Origin of the sequence: Mesorhizobium sp. M1143 (assembly GCF_040318435.1) — a bacterium.
Classification (GTDB): Bacteria; Pseudomonadota; Alphaproteobacteria; order Rhizobiales; family Rhizobiaceae; genus Mesorhizobium.
Genome location: NZ_JAMYMJ010000074.1, coordinates 1 through 18,114, shown reverse-complemented (window position 1 = coordinate 18,114; position 18,114 = coordinate 1). Strand labels below are relative to the sequence as shown.

At 61.6% G+C, this 18,114-nt stretch carries 19 protein-coding genes and 1 tRNA gene; 12 read left to right on the top strand and 8 right to left on the bottom strand.

Going from position 1 to position 18,114, the window contains the following annotated elements:
• Positions 1 to 615: 615 nt before the first annotated feature.
• The 3 genes from NKH35_RS28860 to NKH35_RS28850 all read right to left on the bottom strand — a co-directional run bounded on the left by NKH35_RS28860 (position 616) and on the right by NKH35_RS28850 (position 2,335).
• Entirely contained in the window at positions 616 to 1,284 is a 669-nt protein-coding gene (locus NKH35_RS28860; RefSeq protein WP_023688243.1) for a DUF2161 domain-containing phosphodiesterase, read from the bottom strand.
• A gap of 332 nt (positions 1,285 to 1,616) precedes the next feature.
• Positions 1,617 to 1,892 carry a DUF6074 family protein gene (locus NKH35_RS28855; RefSeq protein WP_023681621.1) on the bottom strand — a complete coding sequence of 92 codons (276 nt, stop codon included), beginning with the start codon at positions 1,890 to 1,892 and terminating at the stop codon, positions 1,617 to 1,619.
• Between the two features lie 146 nt (positions 1,893 to 2,038).
• The gene (locus NKH35_RS28850) at positions 2,039 to 2,335 is read right to left on the bottom strand and encodes a DUF982 domain-containing protein (RefSeq protein ID WP_023753347.1); all 297 of its coding nucleotides are present in this window, start codon (positions 2,333 to 2,335) and stop codon (positions 2,039 to 2,041) included.
• 279 nt (positions 2,336 to 2,614) lie between these two features.
• On the opposite strand from NKH35_RS28850, the gene map reads away from it, so the two are divergent.
• From map to NKH35_RS28830, 4 genes are all read left to right on the top strand, one after another.
• Complete coding sequence (gene map / locus NKH35_RS28845; RefSeq protein WP_023681623.1) at positions 2,615 to 3,448, top strand: type I methionyl aminopeptidase; 834 nt, start codon at positions 2,615 to 2,617, stop codon at positions 3,446 to 3,448.
• Positions 3,449 to 3,560: 112 nt separating this feature from the next.
• Positions 3,561 to 4,328 carry a RadC family protein gene (radC, locus tag NKH35_RS28840; RefSeq protein WP_023753348.1) on the top strand — a complete coding sequence of 256 codons (768 nt, stop codon included), beginning with the start codon at positions 3,561 to 3,563 and terminating at the stop codon, positions 4,326 to 4,328.
• A 197-nt stretch (positions 4,329 to 4,525) separates the two neighbouring features.
• Entirely contained in the window at positions 4,526 to 4,924 is a 399-nt protein-coding gene (locus NKH35_RS28835) for a RidA family protein (protein ID WP_023667656.1), read from the top strand.
• 172 nt (positions 4,925 to 5,096) lie between these two features.
• Positions 5,097 to 5,717, top strand: a complete 621-nt coding sequence (locus tag NKH35_RS28830) for an isochorismatase family protein (protein ID WP_023667657.1) — start codon at positions 5,097 to 5,099, stop codon at positions 5,715 to 5,717.
• Between the two features lie 25 nt (positions 5,718 to 5,742).
• Here NKH35_RS28830 and NKH35_RS28825 read toward each other — a convergent pair whose 3' ends face one another.
• Complete coding sequence (locus NKH35_RS28825; RefSeq protein ID WP_352917160.1) at positions 5,743 to 6,657, bottom strand: LysR family transcriptional regulator; 915 nt, start codon at positions 6,655 to 6,657, stop codon at positions 5,743 to 5,745.
• A gap of 161 nt (positions 6,658 to 6,818) precedes the next feature.
• Here NKH35_RS28825 and NKH35_RS28820 point away from each other — a divergent pair, with 161 nt between their 5' ends.
• From NKH35_RS28820 to NKH35_RS28790, 7 genes are all read left to right on the top strand, one after another.
• Positions 6,819 to 7,460 (top strand): glutathione S-transferase family protein, encoded by a 642-nt coding sequence (locus NKH35_RS28820; protein WP_352917159.1) that lies wholly within the window; start codon positions 6,819 to 6,821, stop codon positions 7,458 to 7,460.
• 132 nt (positions 7,461 to 7,592) lie between these two features.
• Positions 7,593 to 8,519, top strand: a complete 927-nt coding sequence (locus NKH35_RS28815) for a DMT family transporter (protein WP_352917157.1) — start codon at positions 7,593 to 7,595, stop codon at positions 8,517 to 8,519.
• Between the two features lie 227 nt (positions 8,520 to 8,746).
• The gene (locus tag NKH35_RS28810; RefSeq protein ID WP_023667661.1) at positions 8,747 to 9,631 is read left to right on the top strand and encodes a cytochrome c oxidase subunit II; all 885 of its coding nucleotides are present in this window, start codon (positions 8,747 to 8,749) and stop codon (positions 9,629 to 9,631) included.
• 22 nt (positions 9,632 to 9,653) lie between these two features.
• Entirely contained in the window at positions 9,654 to 11,423 is a 1,770-nt protein-coding gene (ctaD, locus tag NKH35_RS28805; protein ID WP_023681631.1) for a cytochrome c oxidase subunit I, read from the top strand.
• A complete protein-coding gene (locus NKH35_RS28800) occupies positions 11,420 to 12,124 on the top strand; it encodes a cytochrome c oxidase subunit 3 (protein ID WP_023688233.1) in 705 nt (234 codons plus the stop codon). The genes ctaD and NKH35_RS28800 overlap by 4 nt, the downstream gene beginning before the upstream one ends.
• Before the next feature lie 13 nt (positions 12,125 to 12,137).
• Entirely contained in the window at positions 12,138 to 12,860 is a 723-nt protein-coding gene (locus NKH35_RS28795) for a heme-copper oxidase subunit III family protein (protein WP_023667664.1), read from the top strand.
• A 9-nt stretch (positions 12,861 to 12,869) separates the two neighbouring features.
• Entirely contained in the window at positions 12,870 to 13,268 is a 399-nt protein-coding gene (locus NKH35_RS28790) for a cytochrome C oxidase subunit IV family protein (protein ID WP_023733688.1), read from the top strand.
• A gap of 62 nt (positions 13,269 to 13,330) precedes the next feature.
• Here NKH35_RS28790 and NKH35_RS28785 read toward each other — a convergent pair whose 3' ends face one another.
• The 4 genes from NKH35_RS28785 to tig all read right to left on the bottom strand — a co-directional run bounded on the left by NKH35_RS28785 (position 13,331) and on the right by tig (position 17,531).
• On the bottom strand, positions 13,331 to 14,152 hold the full coding sequence (locus tag NKH35_RS28785) for a DUF2189 domain-containing protein (protein ID WP_023667666.1): 822 nt from the start codon (positions 14,150 to 14,152) through the stop codon (positions 13,331 to 13,333).
• A 179-nt stretch (positions 14,153 to 14,331) separates the two neighbouring features.
• A complete protein-coding gene (locus tag NKH35_RS28780; RefSeq protein WP_023667667.1) occupies positions 14,332 to 15,264 on the bottom strand; it encodes a heme o synthase in 933 nt (310 codons plus the stop codon).
• 153 nt (positions 15,265 to 15,417) lie between these two features.
• Positions 15,418 to 15,798, bottom strand: coding sequence for a c-type cytochrome (locus NKH35_RS28775; protein WP_023733689.1), 381 nt, complete (start codon positions 15,796 to 15,798; stop codon positions 15,418 to 15,420).
• A gap of 260 nt (positions 15,799 to 16,058) precedes the next feature.
• Positions 16,059 to 17,531 carry a trigger factor gene (gene tig, locus NKH35_RS28770; protein ID WP_023667669.1) on the bottom strand — a complete coding sequence of 491 codons (1,473 nt, stop codon included), beginning with the start codon at positions 17,529 to 17,531 and terminating at the stop codon, positions 16,059 to 16,061.
• Positions 17,532 to 17,883: 352 nt separating this feature from the next.
• Here tig and NKH35_RS28765 point away from each other — a divergent pair.
• Positions 17,884 to 17,968: transfer RNA gene (locus NKH35_RS28765), tRNA-Leu, on the top strand.
• The last annotated feature ends 146 nt before the right edge of the window (positions 17,969 to 18,114 follow it).

The window sequence follows — 18,114 nt, the reverse complement described above, 5'->3', positions numbered from 1 at the left end:
CGCCCCACCGGTCAGGCCCAGCGCGTCCGCTGCAAAGTCCCCGCAGACCGCTGCTGGGCCGCTGGCGGGCAGCGGCTACTTGCTGACGATCCAATTTGAATGGGTCGAGCACACCTAGCTGTTCCTTGAAGAACGAAGGGAACGCCACCGGGAACTGGGTTCTAGCTAGCATGGCTAGGCTGAAGCGGCCCGCGCTACCCCACGAGGAAAGCGCGGGCCTGACCATTGCCGTCGGTCGGCAGCGGGAAGGCATCCACACCGAGCGCTGCGATGGACGAACTTTTCCATTTACGCGTCAGTTCAATAACAAATACTTGTTCAGAATCGGACGAGCCATCCTGGATGGGCAGTACCGAGGCTGGTTGAATGGCTAACTTGTCATGCCACCTTAGTCAGGCGAACCCTCCGGGGAACCTCCCATGAGATAGCCTCTGCTTCAGGTCGTTGGCATTCAGGATGGCTGCCAGCTCTTCGGCATACTCCATGTCGGGAAGGTCGATAGCCTCGCGGCAGCCGCCGAACTAGCAGCGGCTGGAACGGTGGCGCGGCGCATCGGTTGAAACGGCGAACAGCGGCTGTTTCCCTCGGCGCCTGCTCGCGGCAATCTCCGGCCACTCATCCCTGGTCGTGCGCTACCTGCGGCCAGCGCTGCAACGCCGCGTGGCCACCCTCGGTCAGCGCGTAGACGCCGCGCTCGGCCCTGGCGAACCAGCCATAGACATTGTCCAATAGGATGCTGGCCGCGCGCGGCGAAATCGCTTTCAGATCGCGCGGGCGTTTCGGCCCGTCGGTCATGGCTGCGGCGCAGGCCAGCGCATCCTGCCGGTAGGCGGTCATGATCGGCGCGCGCGAACCGCCGCCGACCACCGGATCGCCGCGCCGGCGCCGGTGTTCCTCCATCAGCCGCGAGCGCCGCTTTGGATCGCGACGCGGCGGCAGAGCGGCCGGGCTGAGCAGCAATTCGACCTCCCCCTTGCCGCTGACAGCCAGAAGCCCGAAGCCGAGCCGCCGGCACAGCGCGCGAAAACGGCGGTCGTGCTCGCGGCCCTTGCCACGCGCCGACATGCGCGCGGCCAGCCACACTTCGTCGCATGCCGCGGCGCGATCGACACCTTGCAGCACCAGTTCGAGGTTGAACTGCAATTTCAGTTCGCAGATGACCAGCACAGGCGGCTCGCCGTCGCGCACCGCCACGATATCGCAGTGCCCGACTTCGCCCTTGACCGTGAATTCCAGGCTCTCGAGAAACCGCTTCACCGGGATGTAGAGAGACGTTTCCTGCATCGCGCAGGCATAGCCGATTCGGATCGGGTCGGCACAGGGATCGCCGAGAGGCCGACGCCTTGCGCTAAGCCGCCTTGAGACCCACTGTTTGCAAAGGCGGCCGTCAGGCAGGTCTCCGGCATGATAGTCCCGCCATAGCGCTCGACGATTTCCTTGGCGATGACCGACGTCGCCAGGGCCGAGCGCGACCAGTATTTCATCGCCTGTCTCGCGTTCAACAAGGCGCTCGCCGTGGCTGGGACGGCACAATCGACAGCGTAAGACCCGAGATACGTCGACGCCAAGACCGGTCCACGGTTGGCCACACAATGATGAGCGCGTGTGTTTTGAGGCTAGGGGCGGGTGCGCGTCCGGCGCTGCCCTGGTGCGGCATCGTCCGCCTTGAAATGCATCTCGTCCTGGACCGCGGCGAAAAACCGGCGGACATCGTTGGCCGCCGAAGCCGCATCGCAGCCGGCCGCGACCGCCTTGTCGAGGAGTTCGCGCGCCGTGGCCTTCCAGAACGACGTGGCCGTGTCGCCGTGCAGTCTGCCCAGCCTTGCGGCGACCTCGCGCACCAGCACGGTCTGCCGATCTAGCGGGAAGGTACGCACATTGGCTGAAGACATGTTCTGCACCATGAAACCGACGCAACGAATCAGACGCTGCTCTATGGCTCATGCCTAGCTGTGAAGTCGGAAACGGAACCTTAACGCCGCGGAGTCCGCGCCGATTGGAACGAGTCGGTTGGCCGGCCTCCAGGCCAAGCAGAACTCTAGACCCTCAGGCCCCTCGCCTCGCCGGCGCGCTTGGCCGTAACCATCATGTCCCTGGCCAGCAGGCCACTGACCCGGCAAAACGCCATGAAGGCGCGCCATGCGTCCTCAGTCCTGACCACATCCACCGTGGCCCCGAAACAGGCATTGAACGCCGCTTCATAGACCTTGCCCTGTCGCTTCGTTGGCCAGTCATGCAGGATATCCAGCGCCTGTTCGACGCTGTATATTTCCTCTACCGGCAGCCCGGGCGCGGGCGCGATGCGCACCGGCACCTCGAATTGCAATCTGTCCATTCTATATCTCCCGAACTGGCGTTGACCACAGCAACGCCGTTCGTCGTCAAAAGTTGCTTTGGCTGCTTTTGCGCGAAAATGTGTCGTCAGTGCGATCTCGGCATTCGGAGGAGATCGCGCACCTGGATGTCATCTGAGCGGCCGCGCAAGCCAGGAATATCGCCAGTATCAGTCCATTGCCGGCAGTTCTTCCTTGAACCTTGCGGCTTGCAGTGCCAAATCTGGGGAAATTTTCTAACGGGCTGATATGCGCCGCCCGCTTACAGGCAAACGGACACTATGGTCACCTATCTCGACGCCGCCACGGCACCCCTCAGGAACACCGGCCAGATCCGCCTCTACGGCGAAGAAGGATTTGCCGGCATGCGCAAGGCCTGCGATCTCACCGCGCGCTGCCTTGATGAACTGGTGCCGATGGTCCAGCCGGGTGTCACCACCGAGACCATCGACCGTTTCGTCTTCGAATTCGGCATGGACCAAGGCGCGCTACCGGCGACGCTCAACTACCGCGGCTACACCAAATCGTCCTGCACCTCGATCAACCACGTCGTCTGCCACGGCATTCCAGACAACAAGCCGTTGAAGGATGGCGACATCGTCAACATCGACGTCACCTACATCCTCGACGGCTGGCACGGCGATTCCTCGCGCATGTATCCCGTCGGCACCATCAAGCGCGCCGCCGAACGCCTGCTTGAAGTCACTCATGAGTGCCTGATGCGCGGAATCGCGGCGGTCCGGCCCGGCGCCCGCACCGGCGCCATCGGCGCCGCCATCCAGACCTATGCCGAGGCAGAGCGCTGCTCGGTGGTGCGCGATTTCTGCGGCCACGGCGTTGGCCAGCTGTTCCACGACGCACCCAACATCCTGCACTATGGCACCGCCTCGGAAGGCGTCGAGATGCGGCCGGGCATGATCTTCACCATCGAGCCCATGATCAATCTTGGCCGGCCGCATGTGAAAGTGCTGTCGGACGGCTGGACGGCGGTGACGCGCGACCGCTCGCTGTCGGCGCAGTACGAACACACGATCGGCGTCACCGAAACTGGCTGCGAGATTTTCACCCTGTCGCCAAACAAGCTCGACCGCCCCGGCCTGCCGCCGGTCAGCTGAAAACAAGATCGCCTCAAGCCGCAGCTTTGAGGCGCCGTCGCCGAAAAAACTCGACCGCGCGCTGCTTACCGCTCTAATCTGCCGTCGAAGCCTCGGGGAGTGTGGGGGATGGATGGGGAACAGCGGTGACGACGAACGGGGGTTCTTCTCCGAGCGGTGGCTTGAACCACCGGCGAAGGACAAGGCACCAAGAGACAAATCGGCGGAGAAGCCACACTATCACGGCCATCGCGACCGTTTGCGCGAGCGCTTCGTTGCCGGCGGCGCGGACGCCCTGCCCGACTACGAACTTCTCGAACTGCTGCTGTTTCGCCTGATCCCGCGCGTCGACACCAAGCCGATCGCCAAGGCGCTCTTGGCGCGCTTCGGCACTTTTGGCGAAGTGCTTGGCGCACCGGTGGCGCTGCTGCAGGAGGTGAAGGGCATCGGCCCCGCCGTGGCGGTCGACCTGAAGGTGATTGCCGCTGCCGCGCAGCGCATGGCGCGGACCGAGGTTCGCGACCGCGAGGTGCTGTCCAACTGGACGCAGCTTCTTGCGTACTGCCGCTCGGCGATGGCGTTCGAGAACCGCGAACAGTTCCGCATCTTGTTTCTCGACAAGAAGAACGTGCTGATCGCCGACGAGGTACAGCAGGTCGGCACCGTGGACCACACGCCGGTCTATCCGCGCGAAGTGATCAAGCGCGCGCTGGAACTATCGGCCAGCGCCGTCATCCTGGTGCATAACCACCCTTCCGGCGATCCGACACCATCGCGTGCGGACATCGAAATGACCAAGCAGATCATCGACAGCGCCAAGCCGCTCGGCATCGCCGTCCACGACCACATCATCATCGGCAAGAAAGGCAATGCCTCGATGAAGGGCCTGCTGCTGATCTGAGCCCGACGCTCGCCGGCGCCGTCAACCCAAACGCCACCGCTCGCGAGCCAATCAGCAACATTCCGGCTTGGCTCAAACGCCCACGCTTGCGGTGTAGAAGTGATATTGCGACGGAAGCGCCCGCTTCGGCGACAATGTCGTAGACTCGCGAATACGAAGCAGCCAGTTCCCGTCAGCCATTTCAGGAGATCTATTCAATGACGCTCGAATGCATAAATCCAAATGATCTGCCGATTCCGGAAATGTACTCCCAGGTCGTCGTTGCGACAGGAAGCAAGCTGGTGTTCGTCTCGGGCCAGCAGCCAGAAGACATACACGGCAAGCTCGTTGGCCATGGTGATTTCGCAGTCCAGGCGCGCCTGGCGTTCGGGAATCTCGGCCGAGCGCTTGCTGCCGCCGGCGCTCGGCCCGAGCAAGTCTGCAAGATCACGATCTACATCGTCGATTACAAACGCGACGAACACGTGCCGATCATCGAAGCGGCCCAGGTCGAGCTGTTCGGCGATCACAAGCCGGCAAACGTAGTGGTCGGGATAGCAGTGATGTCTCCCGGCTACCTGATAGAGATCGATGCGATCGCGGTCATCGACCCGTAGGCCAAGCGAGGACGCGTCAAGTCGCCCAAACCAATCCCGGAGCTCGCTGCGAGATTGCCACGACTTTGATCTCTCCATCCATCCACGATCACATCGTCATCGGCAGGAATTGCGATGTCTCGATGAAGAGCCTGCTGCTCACCTGATCAACGTCGGAAACAGGAAACACGCAATGCCCCAGCCCGGCGACGAACCATGGCCGTTCGACAAGCAACGCGCAGCCCTTCTGGTCATCGACATGCAAAGCGACTTTGTCGATGAGGGCGCCGTCATGGAAGTGGCCATGGCCCGCCATCGCATTCCGGCGATGCGGCAGGTGGTCGAGCTTTGCCGCGCGCAAGGCGTCCCGGTTATCTACACCCAGCATGTGCTCAGCGACCATTTCGATATCTCGCCGCTGGAAACCGGCTATCAGCCGAAGCTGAAAACCAAAGGAATGCGGGAAGGCAGCGCCGGCGCCGAAATCGTCGCCGCGCTTGCGCCCTTGCCTGGGGATGTCGTCATCAAGAAGCACCGCTACGATGCCTTCCACAACACGCAGCTCGAGACCGTGTTGCGCAACATCCGTGGCGCAGGCCGGGTCGACACGGTGATCATCATCGGCACCGTGACCAGCATCTGCTGCGAATCCACCGCGCGGAGCGCCTTCATGCGCGACTACAAGGTGGCTTTCATCAGCGACGCCAATGGCGGACTGGACGAGGCATCGCACAATGCAACCCTCGACATCATAGGCAAGGTGTTCGGGCGCGTGATGACGGTTGCCGAGCTTGGGAACCTGTTGCGGAGTTGAACCCCAGCGTCAGCTGGCGTGCGTCTCAAGCTCCGGCGCCGAGCCTGCCCTCAAGAAGGCCGCGCCGCTGCTGCAATTCGCCGGAGACGAATTTGGTGAAGGCGTGGACGCGCGCCGTGCGGCGCAAATCGTCGTGCACCAGCACCCACAGCGCCGAGCCGATCTCCTCGATCAGCCCTCCGACCCTTACAAGCCCGGGCAGGCTGTCGCCGAGATAACAGGGCAGCGCCGCAACCCCGACTCCGGCGCCCGCCGCATGCGACATCGTCACCAGGGAATCGGCGCGCATGGCGATCTCGACATCGGGCAGCGACGACCGCATCCAGCGGGCGACGCCGGTGTTGGCCAGGCTGTCGTCGGGCGCGATCCAGCGCAGCGCACCCAGTCTCGGCTCCGGGGGTAGCGTTTCGGCATAGGAACGTGTCGCGTAGGCGGCGAAGGCGACGCCCGAAATGCGCCGGCCGACCAGGATTTCCTGCGGTTGCGACACCGGCCTGATCGCCACGTCTGCATCCCTTTGCGTCAGGTTGGCGATGGAATTCTGCGTCATCGCCTCGACCCGTATGCCGGGATGGAGCTTATGAAACGCCGCCAGGATCGGCGGCAGCACCGATGCCATCAGCGTATCGGTGGTGGTGACCCGCAACCTGCCTTCGAACCTGAGATCCTGCCCCGACAGTTTGCGCGCCAGTTCATTGACCGTCTCGGCCATTGTGCGTGCCGCGCCCAGCAGTTCCTCGCCGCCCGCGGTGAGGGCATAGCCAGTCGGCAGCCGATCGAAAAGGCGGATACCCAGCCGCGCCTCGAAGGCGTTGACGCGCCGCAGCACAGTCGTGTGGTTCACGCCCAGGATCCGAGCCGCCGCCGCCAGCGAAGCGCCATCGGCGACGGCCAGCACCATGCGCAGATCTTCCCAGTCGATATCGCGTGAGCTGTGCATTCTTGCAGAAAGATAAAAGAAAGCGCTGCGCTCTGCGAGACCAAAATGACGCTTCGCTGTGCAAAAATGCAGAGCAAGCGGGCGAATCGGCATGTCGATCTGCGCATGCACGCACGCCATATGGAGTCCGACGACAAAAGAAACAGTCGCGGAGAAGAGCCATGACGCCGATAGAACTCTACACCTGCCAGACACCCAACGGGCACAAGGCCTCGATCATGCTGGAAGAGGTCTGCCTGCCCTACTGGGTCCGCTTGGTCGACATCGAAAGGGGCGACCAGACCAAGCCTGATTTCCTGGCGCTCAATCCCAACAACAAGATCCCGGTGATCGTCGACCGGGACGCCGGCCGCACGGTCTTCGAATCCGGCGCCATCCTACACTACCTGGCGCGACGGTCGGGCAAGCTTCAGCCGGTGGGCGCGCAGGAGGCGGACGATACGCTGACCTGGACTTTGTTCCAGGCGGCCCATGTCGGCCCGACGCTTGGCCAATTGTGGAATTACAAAATCTTCGCGCCGGCAAAAATCCCTTACGTGATCGAGTGTTTTGAGCGCGAAACCGGACGTGTCTTCCGCGTTCTCGATAGCCGGCTAAAGCACCATGAGCACATTGTCGGCAAAAGCTACGGCATCGCCGATGTGATGACATGGCCATGGATCAACGCGGCCGTCAGCAAGCTCGGCCTCAGCCTCGATGACACACCAAACCTGGCGCGCTGGTATGCGGCCATCGGCCGCCGCTCCGCAGTTGTCAGAGGGATCGCTGTTCCCGCCCTGCCGGAAGCGTCAGCGGCCGCTTAGATCATGATGAGATTTGGTTGAAATCTCATCATGACCTAACCCTTTGTTGGAGCATGATCTTTTCCAAAAACCGGCACCCACTTTTTGGGATCATGCCCTAGCCGCCGCACCTCGCATTCAAGGAATACGATCGTGGAAATCCTCTTCATCCCTCTGGCGCTTGTCGCCGGTGGCCTGCTTGCGGTGCAAGCCGGCGCCAATGCCCAACTTTCAAAGGCGGTCGGCTCACCCTTTGCCGCGACCACGCTTCAGCTCGCGGTCGGCGCCATCGTGCTGTTGTCGATCACGGCCCTCACCGGAACGACACCGGCTCTGCTTGCCGTTCGGCAAGCCGAATGGTGGCATGCGATCGGCGGCATGGCGTCGGCCTTCTACGTCGTTTCGACCATTCTTGTGTTCCCTCGCCTTGGCGCCGTCGTGTCCGTCGGGCTCTTCATCGCCGGGCAGATGCTTGCATCCTTCGCCCTCGACACGTTCGGCTGGCTCGGGATCCCCGAAGCAGGACTGCGAGCCGGGCCTGCCTTTGGCATGCTGGTCGTGCTTGCCGGTGCTGCCCTCATCGTTCTGGGACAGAAGGGCGCGGCGGACAATCTGGCGCCCTCGAAACTCGGCTGGATCGGACTGGCGCTGCTGGCAGGCGCCGTGCTTCCGGTGCAAGGCGCTGTAAACGCCTTGCTTCGGCACGACCTTGGCGGCGCGCCATTTGCGGTCGGCACCATCTCGTTCCTGGTGGCGATGCTGGCCATGGCCGCGGTGCTTCTGATCACGCTTGCCTTAACGAAGACGCCCCGCCCTCGCCTCGCCGGCCTGTCGTCGATGCCCTGGTGGGGCTGGCTCGGAGGTTTTGCCGGCGCCACCTATGTCACGACCGTGTTCACTGCCATCCCCGTCATCGGAGCGGCAGCTGCCGTCAGCCTGACGGTGGCCGGCCAGCAGGTCGCCGGCATCTTAGTCGACACCTTCGGCTGGTTCCGCCTGCCGCAGCGGCTTGTCTCCGGCATGCGGCTCGCCGGCGTCGTGCTGCTTTTGGCCGGCTGCATCATCATCAAGGCGCTTTGATCCCGCTGGAACAAGGCAAGCCGAATCAAACCAGCCCCTGCCCTCCCTGATTTGGGAGGTCGGGTGTCGCTCCGGCGTCACCAACGAAGCAAGGTCCGGCGCCGCAGAAGCAATTTTTCGCTCCTTCCACAACCGGCTCTAGAATTTCGATCGCAAATCACGCATGATGCACTTGGTATTTTCCCGGGACGGCTTCGCGCCCCCTGAAATACCGGGAGGAACGGGACATGCCCATAGTGGTTGTACTCGTTTTGATCGTCGTGGGCTCGGTGTTGTTCCACTTCCTGAGCCCATGGTGGTGGACTCCGATTGCCTCGAATTGGGACTATATCGACAACACCATCATCATCACCTTTTGGATCACCGGCGTCGTCTTCGCCGCGGTCGTCCTATTCATGGCCTATTGCGTCTTCCGCTTCCGTCACCGCGAAGGCAACCAGGCGGCCTACGAACCGGAGAACAAGCGGCTCGAATGGTGGCTGACGATCGTCACCGGAGTGGGTGTTACCGCCATGCTGGTTCCCGGCCTGTTTGTCTGGAGCCGGTTCGTCAATGTTCCAAGCGACGCAACCGTGGTCGAAGTCGTCGGCCAGCAATGGCAGTGGAGTTTCCGCTTGCCCGGCAAGGACGGCAAACTCGGCACATCCGACACCCGCGACGTCACCGCTGAAAATCCGCTGGGCGTGATCGCCAAGGATCCCAGCGGCCAGGACGACGTCGTGGTCGAAGCGGCCGACCTGCATCTGCCGGTCGGCAAGCCGGTCAAGATGCTGCTGCGCTCGATCGATGTGTTGCACGATTTCTACGTTCCGGAATTCCGCGCCAAGATGGACATGATACCGGGCTCGGTCACCTATTTCTGGTTCACCCCCACCAAGACCGGGACCTTCCAGGTTCTGTGCGCCGAACTGTGCGGCCAGGGGCATCCGATGATGCATGGCATCGTCATGGTCGATACCGAGCAGGATTATGTGGCCTGGCTCGACCAGCAGCAGACGTTCGCGCAGTTGTCGGCGCCGCAGCAGACGGGCTCGGTGGAACAGGCGCCGGGCAACGCGACGGCGTCAGCTCTAGAAGTTGCGGCAAAACTCGAAACTGTCGGGTCCCGCTGAAGGGCACGGAGGTGCTCCGCCTATGGTCGATATCACGCCTGCAGATGCCGTCCCGCCCGCCGAAGTCGCGGAAATGGAGCTTTACCATCCGCACAGCTGGTGGACGAAGTATGTGTTCTCGCAGGACGCCAAGGTCATCGCCATCCAGTATTCGGCGACCGCAACGGCCATCGGCCTGGTCGCGCTGGTGCTGTCCTGGCTGATGCGGCTGCAGCTCGGCTTCCCCGGCACGTTCGATTTCATCACCCCCGAGGCCTACTACCAGTTCATCACCATGCACGGCATGATCATGGTGATCTACCTGCTCACGGCACTCTTCCTCGGCGGCTTCGGCAACTACCTGATCCCGCTGATGGTCGGAGCCCGCGACATGGTCTTTCCCTATGTCAACATGTTGAGCTACTGGATCTACCTCCTTGCCGTGCTGGTGCTGGTGTCGAGCTTCTTTGCGCCCGGCGGACCGACCGGCGCCGGCTGGACGCTCTATCCGCCGCAAGCCATCATGACCGGCACACCTGGCGGCCAGGAATGGGGCATCATCCTGATGCTCGTCTCGCTGATCCTGTTCATCATCGGCTTCACCATGGGCGGTCTGAACTATGTCGTGACGGTGCTGCAGGCCCGCACGCGCGGCATGACGATGATGCGCCTGCCGCTGACCGTCTGGGGCATCTTCACCGCCACCGTCATGGCGCTGCTCGCCTTTCCGGCGCTGTTCGTCGCCTGCGTGATGATGCTGCTTGACCGCGCGCTTGGAACCTCCTTTTTCATGCCCGCGGTCGTCGAGATGGGGGAACAGCTACAGCACAATGGCGGCAGCCCGATCCTGTTCCAGCATCTGTTCTGGTTCTTCGGCCACCCGGAAGTCTACATCGTGGCGCTGCCGGCCTTCGGCATCGTCTCCGATCTGATCAGCACGCATGCGCGCAAGAACATTTTTGGCTACCGGATGATGGTCTGGGCCATCGTTGGCATCGGCGCGCTGAGCTTCGTGGTCTGGGCGCACCACATGTATGTCAGCGGCATGCACCCCTATTTCGGCTTCTTCTTCGCCACCACGACACTGATCATCGCCATCCCGACGGCGATCAAGGTCTACAATTGGGTGCTGACGCTGTGGCGGGGCGACATCCATCTCACCATACCGATGCTGTTTGCCATGGCTTTCATCGTCACCTTCGTCAATGGCGGGTTGACCGGGCTGTTTCTCGGCAACGTCGTCGTCGACGTCCCGCTGTCGGACACGATGTTCGTCGTCGCTCACTTCCATATGGTCATGGGTGTTGCTCCGATCGTCGTCATCTTCGGCGCGATCTACCACTGGTACCCGAAGGTCACCGGCCGGATGCTGAACGAGACGCTCGGCCGATTCCATTTCTGGGTTACATTTCTCGGCGCCTACCTGATCTTCTTTCCCATGCATTACATCGGCCTGATGGGCGTGCCGCGGCGCTATGCCGAACTGACCGACGTGACGGTCATGACGGAGTCGGCGCATCACCTGAACTCGTTCATCAGCATCATGGCGTTTATCGTCGGCTTCGCCCAGATCGTTTTCCTGTTCAATCTTATCTGGAGCATCCGCCATGGGCGCGAGGCCGGTGGCAATCCATGGCGAGCCACGACACTCGAATGGCAAACGCCGCAGACGCCACCGGCGCATGGCAATTTCGGCAAGGATCTGCCGATTGTCTATCGCTGGGCCTATGACTACAGCGTGCCGGGCGCCAAGGAGGACTTCATTCCGCAAAACATGCCGGGCACGTTCGGCCCCTCCAGGGAGCCGGCATGAGCGTCATCCTGGTCTTCCTTCTCGTGATCGCCGGCTTTGCCGGCTGGTGGCTCTCGCATCAGCGGCTGATGGCGAAACCATGGCTCGAGCAAGGTGTGGCAGGAGATTTTGTCGCCTTCGACCGATCGAGCCTGCCGACCGCCAAGATTGGCCTCGGTGTCTTCCTCGCCGTGGTCGGCTGCCTGTTTGCGCTGTTCACCAGCGCCTACTTCATGCGTATGGCGCTGTCGGACTGGCAGCCGCTGCCCATCCCACGCCTGCTCTGGCTCAACACCGGCATGCTGGTGCTGAGCAGCGTTGCCCTGCAATGCGCCTCGATCGCGGCGCGCAAGCGCCAGATGGACACGGTCAGGCTCGGCCTTGCCGCGGCTGGGCTCACCGCAATCGCCTTCCTCATCGGGCAGCTCATGGCATGGCGGGACCTGACCGCCGATGGCTATTTTCTGGCCTCCAATCCGGCCAACAGTTTTTTCTACCTGATAACCGGGATGCACGGCCTGCATATAGTGGGAGGGCTGGTGGGCCTGGGCAGGACAACCGCCGGCGCCTGGAACGGGGCACGGCCGGAACGGCTTCGCCTCAGCGTCGAATTATGCGCCATGTACTGGCATTTCCTGCTTTTCGTCTGGCTCGCCATCTTCGCTCTTTTAGCCGGCTGGGCCGCGACGTTCATCGATATTTGCCGGCAGTTGCTGACCTAGGAGGTCGAGGAGCATGGCAGAAACGACACTGACGCATACCGGCCAAACGGAGACGCGGCCCGCAGGCTGGCAAGGGATCGCCGCCGATTGGTCCTCGGATCAGCGCGCGTTCAAGAACGTGTCCTGGGGCAAGGCCATGATGTGGATCTTCCTGCTCAGCGACACCTTCATCTTCGGCTGCTTCCTGCTCTCCTACATGACCGCGCGCGTCTCCACACGTGTGCCGTGGCCCAATCCGAGCGAGGTCTTTGCGCTTCGCATCGGCGGTTCGGACATTCCACTGATCCTGATCGCCATCATGACCTTCGTGCTGATATCGAGCAGCGGAACGATGGCCATGGCGGTCAATTTTGGCTATCGCCGCGACCGCCGCAAAACCGCAATCCTCATGCTTCTGACGGCAGCGCTAGGAGCCACCTTCGTCGGCATGCAAGCCTTCGAATGGACCAAGCTGATTACCGAAGGCGTACGGCCGTGGGGCAATCCCTGGGGCGCGGCACAATTCGGCTCGACTTTCTTCATGATCACCGGCTTCCACGGCACGCATGTGACGATCGGGGTGATCTTCCTCATCATCGTGGCGCGAAAGGTCTGGCGTGGAGACTACGACGTCGGTCGTCCCGGCTTCTTCACCAGCCGCAGGGGTCGCTACGAGAACGTCGAAATCATGGGGCTCTACTGGCATTTCGTCGACCTGGTCTGGGTGTTTATTTTCGCATTCTTCTATCTTTGGTGAGAGGCTGACATGGCTGAAGCAACCGCAAACGGCCTCGGGCAACACGCGCTGCACTCTGATCATGCGCATGAAGGGCCACCGACCGGCGTCGCGGAGGTTCATCAGGAACATCCGATCAAGCTCTATCTGGTGGTCTGGGCATGGCTGTTCATCCTCAGCGCCTGCTCCTACATGGTCGATTATCTCGGCATCCACGGCTATCTCAGATGGTCTCTGATCCTGATCTTCATGATCCTCAAGGCCGGGCTGATCGTCGCCGTGTTCATGCACATGGCTTGGGAGCGGCTGGCGCTGACCTATGCGATCATCCTGCCGCCGCTTCTGATATTGGTGTTCGTGGCGATGATGCTCTTCGAAGCGGACTACACGCTTCTCACCCGGTTGTCCTTCTTCGGACCGGGGCCCTGACGCACAGCTTCATCTCCGGTCAAAGACCGGAGATGAAGCTTCCCATCAGCTGATCTGCAGGGTCAGAGGCCGACCCGCGTCGGGGACGATGGCGGCTCCACAACCTTGCGGTAGACATGCCAGGTGGCGTGACCCAGGATCGGCAGCACGACCGCCAGCCCGGCAAACACCGGCAGCGAGCCTATGATCAGGGCAACGGCGACAATCAGTCCCCAGACAGCCATGGGGATCGGGTTCGCCAGCACCGCTCGCACCGATGTGTGGATGGCTTCGTAGGCGCCGACGTCGCGGTCGAGCAGCAATGGGAAGGCGACAACCGTCGTGCACAACACCACCGCGGCGAAGACGAAGCCGATGGCGTGCCCCAGGACAATCAGAGACCAGCCGCGTCCGGTGGCAAATATTTCATTGATGAAGCCCGAAATCGATACAGGCGGAGCCGGGCCGAAGAGATATTCGTAGAACACCTGCGCCGCCAAAAGCCAGGCGATGAAGATTGCAACCAGCATGATCCCGACTGCGGCGATGGCTGGCAGGGCCGGAGAATTCCTGACCTCGAAAGCGTGCGTCCAGGAGGTGTCGAGCCCGGCTTCTCGTCTGCGGCTGATCTCATAGAGGCCGATCGCCGCGAATGGACCTATCAGCGCAAAGCCGGACACCAGCGGAAACAACATCGGCAACGCATTGGCGCCCGAAGTCCAGGCAGCGAGCACCACGCCGACAAGCGGATAGATCAGGCAGAGAAAGACGATGTGCGACGGTTTGACCATAAAATCGTCAACACCGCGCTTGAGCGCATCGAATAGATCGGAAACGCTGATTTTTCGGATTTTGGTGTGTTCCAGCGTTTCGCTGGCGCCTGCAATCACGTGAAAACTTGTCATGCCCGTTCCTCCAGACCAGGTCCGGCAAGGTCGCGGTTTCACGGTGCTGCCGTTCTGCATGACTGGCCACGCGAACCGCGACCTGCACCGCAATCAATATACTCCATTGACTGGAGCTTGTCGCCCGTTCTTACAAAAGGCTCCCGGAAGGCGAGGTTTCCGAACACAGCGTCATGCCGTCACCCTCCGGCTGACATGAACGCGCGTATCGCGATGGTATCGGCAAGCAGCACGGCAAAGATCGCGAAAAGATAGAAGATCGAATAGGCAAACAGCGCCTTGGCCGGCTTCATCTCCTTGTCGAGGACGACCAGGGCGTTCCAGGCATGCCAGATGAAACCCGAGCCCAATGCAGCCGAAACAATCCCATAGACCCCGCTCGTGAATCCGAACGCCCAGGGCAGCACGCCGATTGGTGCCAGGAGCAGTGAATAGGCGAAGATCTGCCTTCTGGTCGAGGCCTGGCCGGCCACGTTCGGCATCATCGGGATGCCGGCAGCGGCATAGTCGCCGGCCTTGAACAGTGCGAGCGCCCAGAAATGCGGCGGCGTCCACAGGAAAATGATCAGGAACAGGATCAGGCTTTCAATGCCGATGGCGCCGGTGGCCGCTGCCCAGCCGATCATCGGAGGAAGCGCACCCGCCGCGCCGCCGATGACGATGTTCTGCGGCGTCGAGCGCTTCAGCCACATCGTATAGATGACGACGTAGAAAAAGATGGTGAAGGCCAGCAGTGACGCGGCAAGCCAGCCCACCAGCACGCCGAGCGTCATGACCGAAAGTGCGGAAAGCACCAGGCCGAAGCCGAGGGCTTCGCCCGCCGTGACGCGGCCCGACGGAACCGGCCGCTTTGACGTGCGCGACATCAGCGCGTCGATGTCGGCGTCGTACCACATGTTGAGCGCGCCGGCCGCTCCCGCTCCAACCGCAATCGCACCTATGGCGATCACGGCGATGACCGGGTTCATCGCGCCGGGCGCCACCATCAGACCGACGAAGGCGGTAAAGACGGCAAGGGCCATGACCCGAGGCTTCAAGAGCGCAAAGAAATCACTGGCCGTCGCTTCCGAGAGGCGGACGCCGGTATCCTTGAGGCTTTCCTTGACCGACATTTGAGACGACCATCGATGGAAACCGGGCAGCCTAGAGCAATTCCAGGAAAAGTGTATTCGGTTTTCCGTCCGGAATTGCGTAAGAACAAAGAGATCGAGCGGATCGCCGTTTCCGTGAAACGGTGAAACGCTCTGGCCGGCCGAAGAGCCAGGTTACGGGGAAAATTGCTTCAGATAGGCGATGACGTTGGCGACGTCCTCGTCCTTCTTGAGGCCGGGAAACGCCATCTTCGTCCCTTTGACCATTGCCTTGGGGTCGTAAAGATACGTCGTCAGTGTCGGCTCATCCCATTTGACGCCGGATGTGCCGGCCGCGATCATGGCTTCGGAATATTTAAAATCCGGATGCGTGCCGGCCGTCCGGCCGATAACGCCATGCAAAGAAGGGCCTATCTTGTTGGTGTCTTGGTCTGCGACGTGGCAGACCTTGCATTTGGTGAAGACCTTCTCGCCCGCCGCGGCGTCCTGTGCCCGCGATGGATTGGCGATGAAAGTTGCAACGGAAACGACGGCGAAAAACGCAACCAAGCGCATGGCATTCCTCCCTGATCGTCAAATTTGCCTGAGACGGTCTGCACATGCCGGTAGCACCAGCATGCGCCCTGCACGGCAGAATAGATTCTCCGCTCCTCCCCAGATGGAATTGCGGCACTTGTGTACCACAGAATCTGGCCGGTAGGTAGAACAGGTCGACCGTACAAAGGTTCAGGTGGGCTGCGGTGGCTCAAGGCACATCCGCCACAACGAAAAAGGCCGCCTCGAGGGCGGCCTTTTCTGATCTTGTCGTCAGGCGCTTATTCGGCGTCCTTGGCGGCCTTCTTTTTCGGGGCTGCCTTCTTCTTCGGCTCTTCCGCGTCGTCGGCCTTTTCAGCCTTGTCGGCCTTCTTGGCAGCGGCCTTCTTCGCCGGCTTGGCCTTGGCTGTATCCTCTTCGTCGTCAGCCATCAGCTCTTCCTTGCTGACCTTGACGTCGGTGACCGAGATCTGGCTGAGCAGATGGTCGACGACCTTCTCCTCGAACATCGGCGCGCGCAGCGTGTTCAGGGCTTCCGGATTGCTGCGATAGAACTCGAAGGCTTCCTGCTGCTGGTTGGCCGGGTAGCGGCGCACCTGCTCGAACAGGCCGCGCTGCAGTTCCTCGTCGGAAACGGTGACGCCGGCCTTCTCGCCGATCTCGGCCAAAACCAGGCCGAGACGCACGCGGCGCTCGGCAAGCCGCAGATATTCGGCGCGTGCCTCTTCTTCCGTCGTCTCCTCGTCGGCGAAGGTACGGCCGGCGGCTTCGAGATCGCGGTTGACCTGGGTCCAGATGTTGTTGAACTCGGCATCGACGAGCTTCGACGGCGCCTCGAACGAATAGGCCGCGTCAAGCTGGTCGAGCAGCTGGCGCTTGACCTTCTGGCGGGTCATCGAACCGAACTGGTTCTCGATCTGGCCGCGCACCACGTCGCGCAGGCGCTCCAGCGATTCCAGGCCGAGATTCTTGGCCATCTCGTCGTTGATTTCCAGCGCGCCGGGCTTGGACACTTCCTTGACGGTGACGTCGAAGGTGGCTTCCTTGCCGGCCAGATGCGCGGCCTGGTAGTTTTCCGGGAAAGTGACGGTGACCTGCTTCTCGTCGCCGGCCTTGGCGCCGATCAGTTGGTCCTCGAAGCCCGGAATGAATTCCTTGGACCCCAGAACCAGCGGCTGGTCGGTGCCGGCGCCGCCGGAAAAGGCCTCGCCGTCGATCTTGCCGACATAGTCGATCGAAACGCGGTCGCCTTCGGCGGCCTTGCCGGTCTTCGGCTCGAAGCTTCGCGCCGATTCGGCAACGCGCTGGACCTGTTCGTCGATCTCGCTGTCCGGCACTTCGAATACCTGGCGCGTCACCTTGATGTCGGAGAAATCCTTGATCTCGATCGCCGGGATGACCTCGTAGTTGAGGCGGAATTCGAAGTCGGCGCCGCCGGCCAGGATCTTCTCGGCCTCCTTCTCGTCTTCCGTCATGATCACTTCAGGCTGCATGGCGGCCTTTTCGCCGCGCCCCGTGATGATCGAACGGGTCGAATCGTTGAGGATCTCGTTGACCACTTCGGCCATGAACGACTTGCCGTAGACCTTGCGCAAATGCTGCACAGGCACCTTGCCGGGACGGAAGCCGTTGATGCGGACCTTGTTCCTGGCGTCGGACAGCCGCGCCATCAGCTTGGCTTCCATATCACCGGCCGGCACGGTGATCTTGATCTCGCGCTTGAGACCGGAGTTGAGCGTTTCGGTGACCTGCATCGTAAAACCTTTATCTTCACCAAAGAGGCTGCCACGGCGTCTTGCCGTTCACAGCCTGCCGGTACAATCTTGCCGGGAATGGCTTTTGGCACGGAACCTGGCGATTTGACCGAAATTACGGCTCAAATTCTTCCAAACTGCGTTCCAAGATGTGAATAAGTTCTTGTTTTTCCTACTTCTTATCACATTCTGCAGAAGCGGATCGGCGCGTCCCGTCACATTTGACACGCCTTTTGTCACAGGCGAGGCCAATTTTCAACCATCTTCGCGTTGCAGCGAATGACCGCCCCAACGGCAGACATTTTCGCCCCGACATTGACAGAATGATGGCTACATGGGATTGCCGACAAATGCGGATGTGGCGGAACTGGTAGACGCCCTGGATTTAGGTTCCAGTGCCGAAAGGCGTGGGGGTTCGAGTCCCTTCATCCGCACCACCCTTCGCTCTATCGAGCTTCGGGTGGCAGGCCACCCAGGAGCTTGATAAAGGTTGTGTGCGTCAAGTTCTGCAAAATGGGGCGGCCATGATGCTGGTCATGCGGCTTGGCGCAGAGCGAGCTTCTTGTGCTCGCGCAGGTCGTCC

What these genes read in the sequence shown, in the direction of transcription:
- NKH35_RS28860 (WP_023688243.1), bottom strand. Translation starts at nt 1,284, where the DNA reads ATGCAGGAAACGTCTCTCTACATCCCGGTGAAGCGGTTTCTCGAGAGC.
- NKH35_RS28855 (WP_023681621.1), bottom strand. Translation starts at nt 1,892, where the DNA reads ATGTCTTCAGCCAATGTGCGTACCTTCCCGCTAGATCGGCAGACCGTG.
- NKH35_RS28850 (WP_023753347.1), bottom strand. Translation starts at nt 2,335, where the DNA reads ATGGACAGATTGCAATTCGAGGTGCCGGTGCGCATCGCGCCCGCGCCC.
- map (WP_023681623.1), top strand. Translation starts at nt 2,615, where the DNA reads ATGGTCACCTATCTCGACGCCGCCACGGCACCCCTCAGGAACACCGGC.
- radC (WP_023753348.1), top strand. Translation starts at nt 3,561, where the DNA reads ATGGGGAACAGCGGTGACGACGAACGGGGGTTCTTCTCCGAGCGGTGG.
- NKH35_RS28835 (WP_023667656.1), top strand. Translation starts at nt 4,526, where the DNA reads ATGACGCTCGAATGCATAAATCCAAATGATCTGCCGATTCCGGAAATG.
- NKH35_RS28830 (WP_023667657.1), top strand. Translation starts at nt 5,097, where the DNA reads ATGCCCCAGCCCGGCGACGAACCATGGCCGTTCGACAAGCAACGCGCA.
- NKH35_RS28825 (WP_352917160.1), bottom strand. Translation starts at nt 6,657, where the DNA reads ATGCACAGCTCACGCGATATCGACTGGGAAGATCTGCGCATGGTGCTG.
- NKH35_RS28820 (WP_352917159.1), top strand. Translation starts at nt 6,819, where the DNA reads ATGACGCCGATAGAACTCTACACCTGCCAGACACCCAACGGGCACAAG.
- NKH35_RS28810 (WP_023667661.1), top strand. Translation starts at nt 8,747, where the DNA reads ATGCCCATAGTGGTTGTACTCGTTTTGATCGTCGTGGGCTCGGTGTTG.
- ctaD (WP_023681631.1), top strand. Translation starts at nt 9,654, where the DNA reads ATGGTCGATATCACGCCTGCAGATGCCGTCCCGCCCGCCGAAGTCGCG.
- NKH35_RS28800 (WP_023688233.1), top strand. Translation starts at nt 11,420, where the DNA reads ATGAGCGTCATCCTGGTCTTCCTTCTCGTGATCGCCGGCTTTGCCGGC.
- NKH35_RS28795 (WP_023667664.1), top strand. Translation starts at nt 12,138, where the DNA reads ATGGCAGAAACGACACTGACGCATACCGGCCAAACGGAGACGCGGCCC.
- NKH35_RS28790 (WP_023733688.1), top strand. Translation starts at nt 12,870, where the DNA reads ATGGCTGAAGCAACCGCAAACGGCCTCGGGCAACACGCGCTGCACTCT.
- NKH35_RS28785 (WP_023667666.1), bottom strand. Translation starts at nt 14,152, where the DNA reads ATGACAAGTTTTCACGTGATTGCAGGCGCCAGCGAAACGCTGGAACAC.
- NKH35_RS28780 (WP_023667667.1), bottom strand. Translation starts at nt 15,264, where the DNA reads ATGTCGGTCAAGGAAAGCCTCAAGGATACCGGCGTCCGCCTCTCGGAA.
- NKH35_RS28775 (WP_023733689.1), bottom strand. Translation starts at nt 15,798, where the DNA reads ATGCGCTTGGTTGCGTTTTTCGCCGTCGTTTCCGTTGCAACTTTCATC.
- tig (WP_023667669.1), bottom strand. Translation starts at nt 17,531, where the DNA reads ATGCAGGTCACCGAAACGCTCAACTCCGGTCTCAAGCGCGAGATCAAG.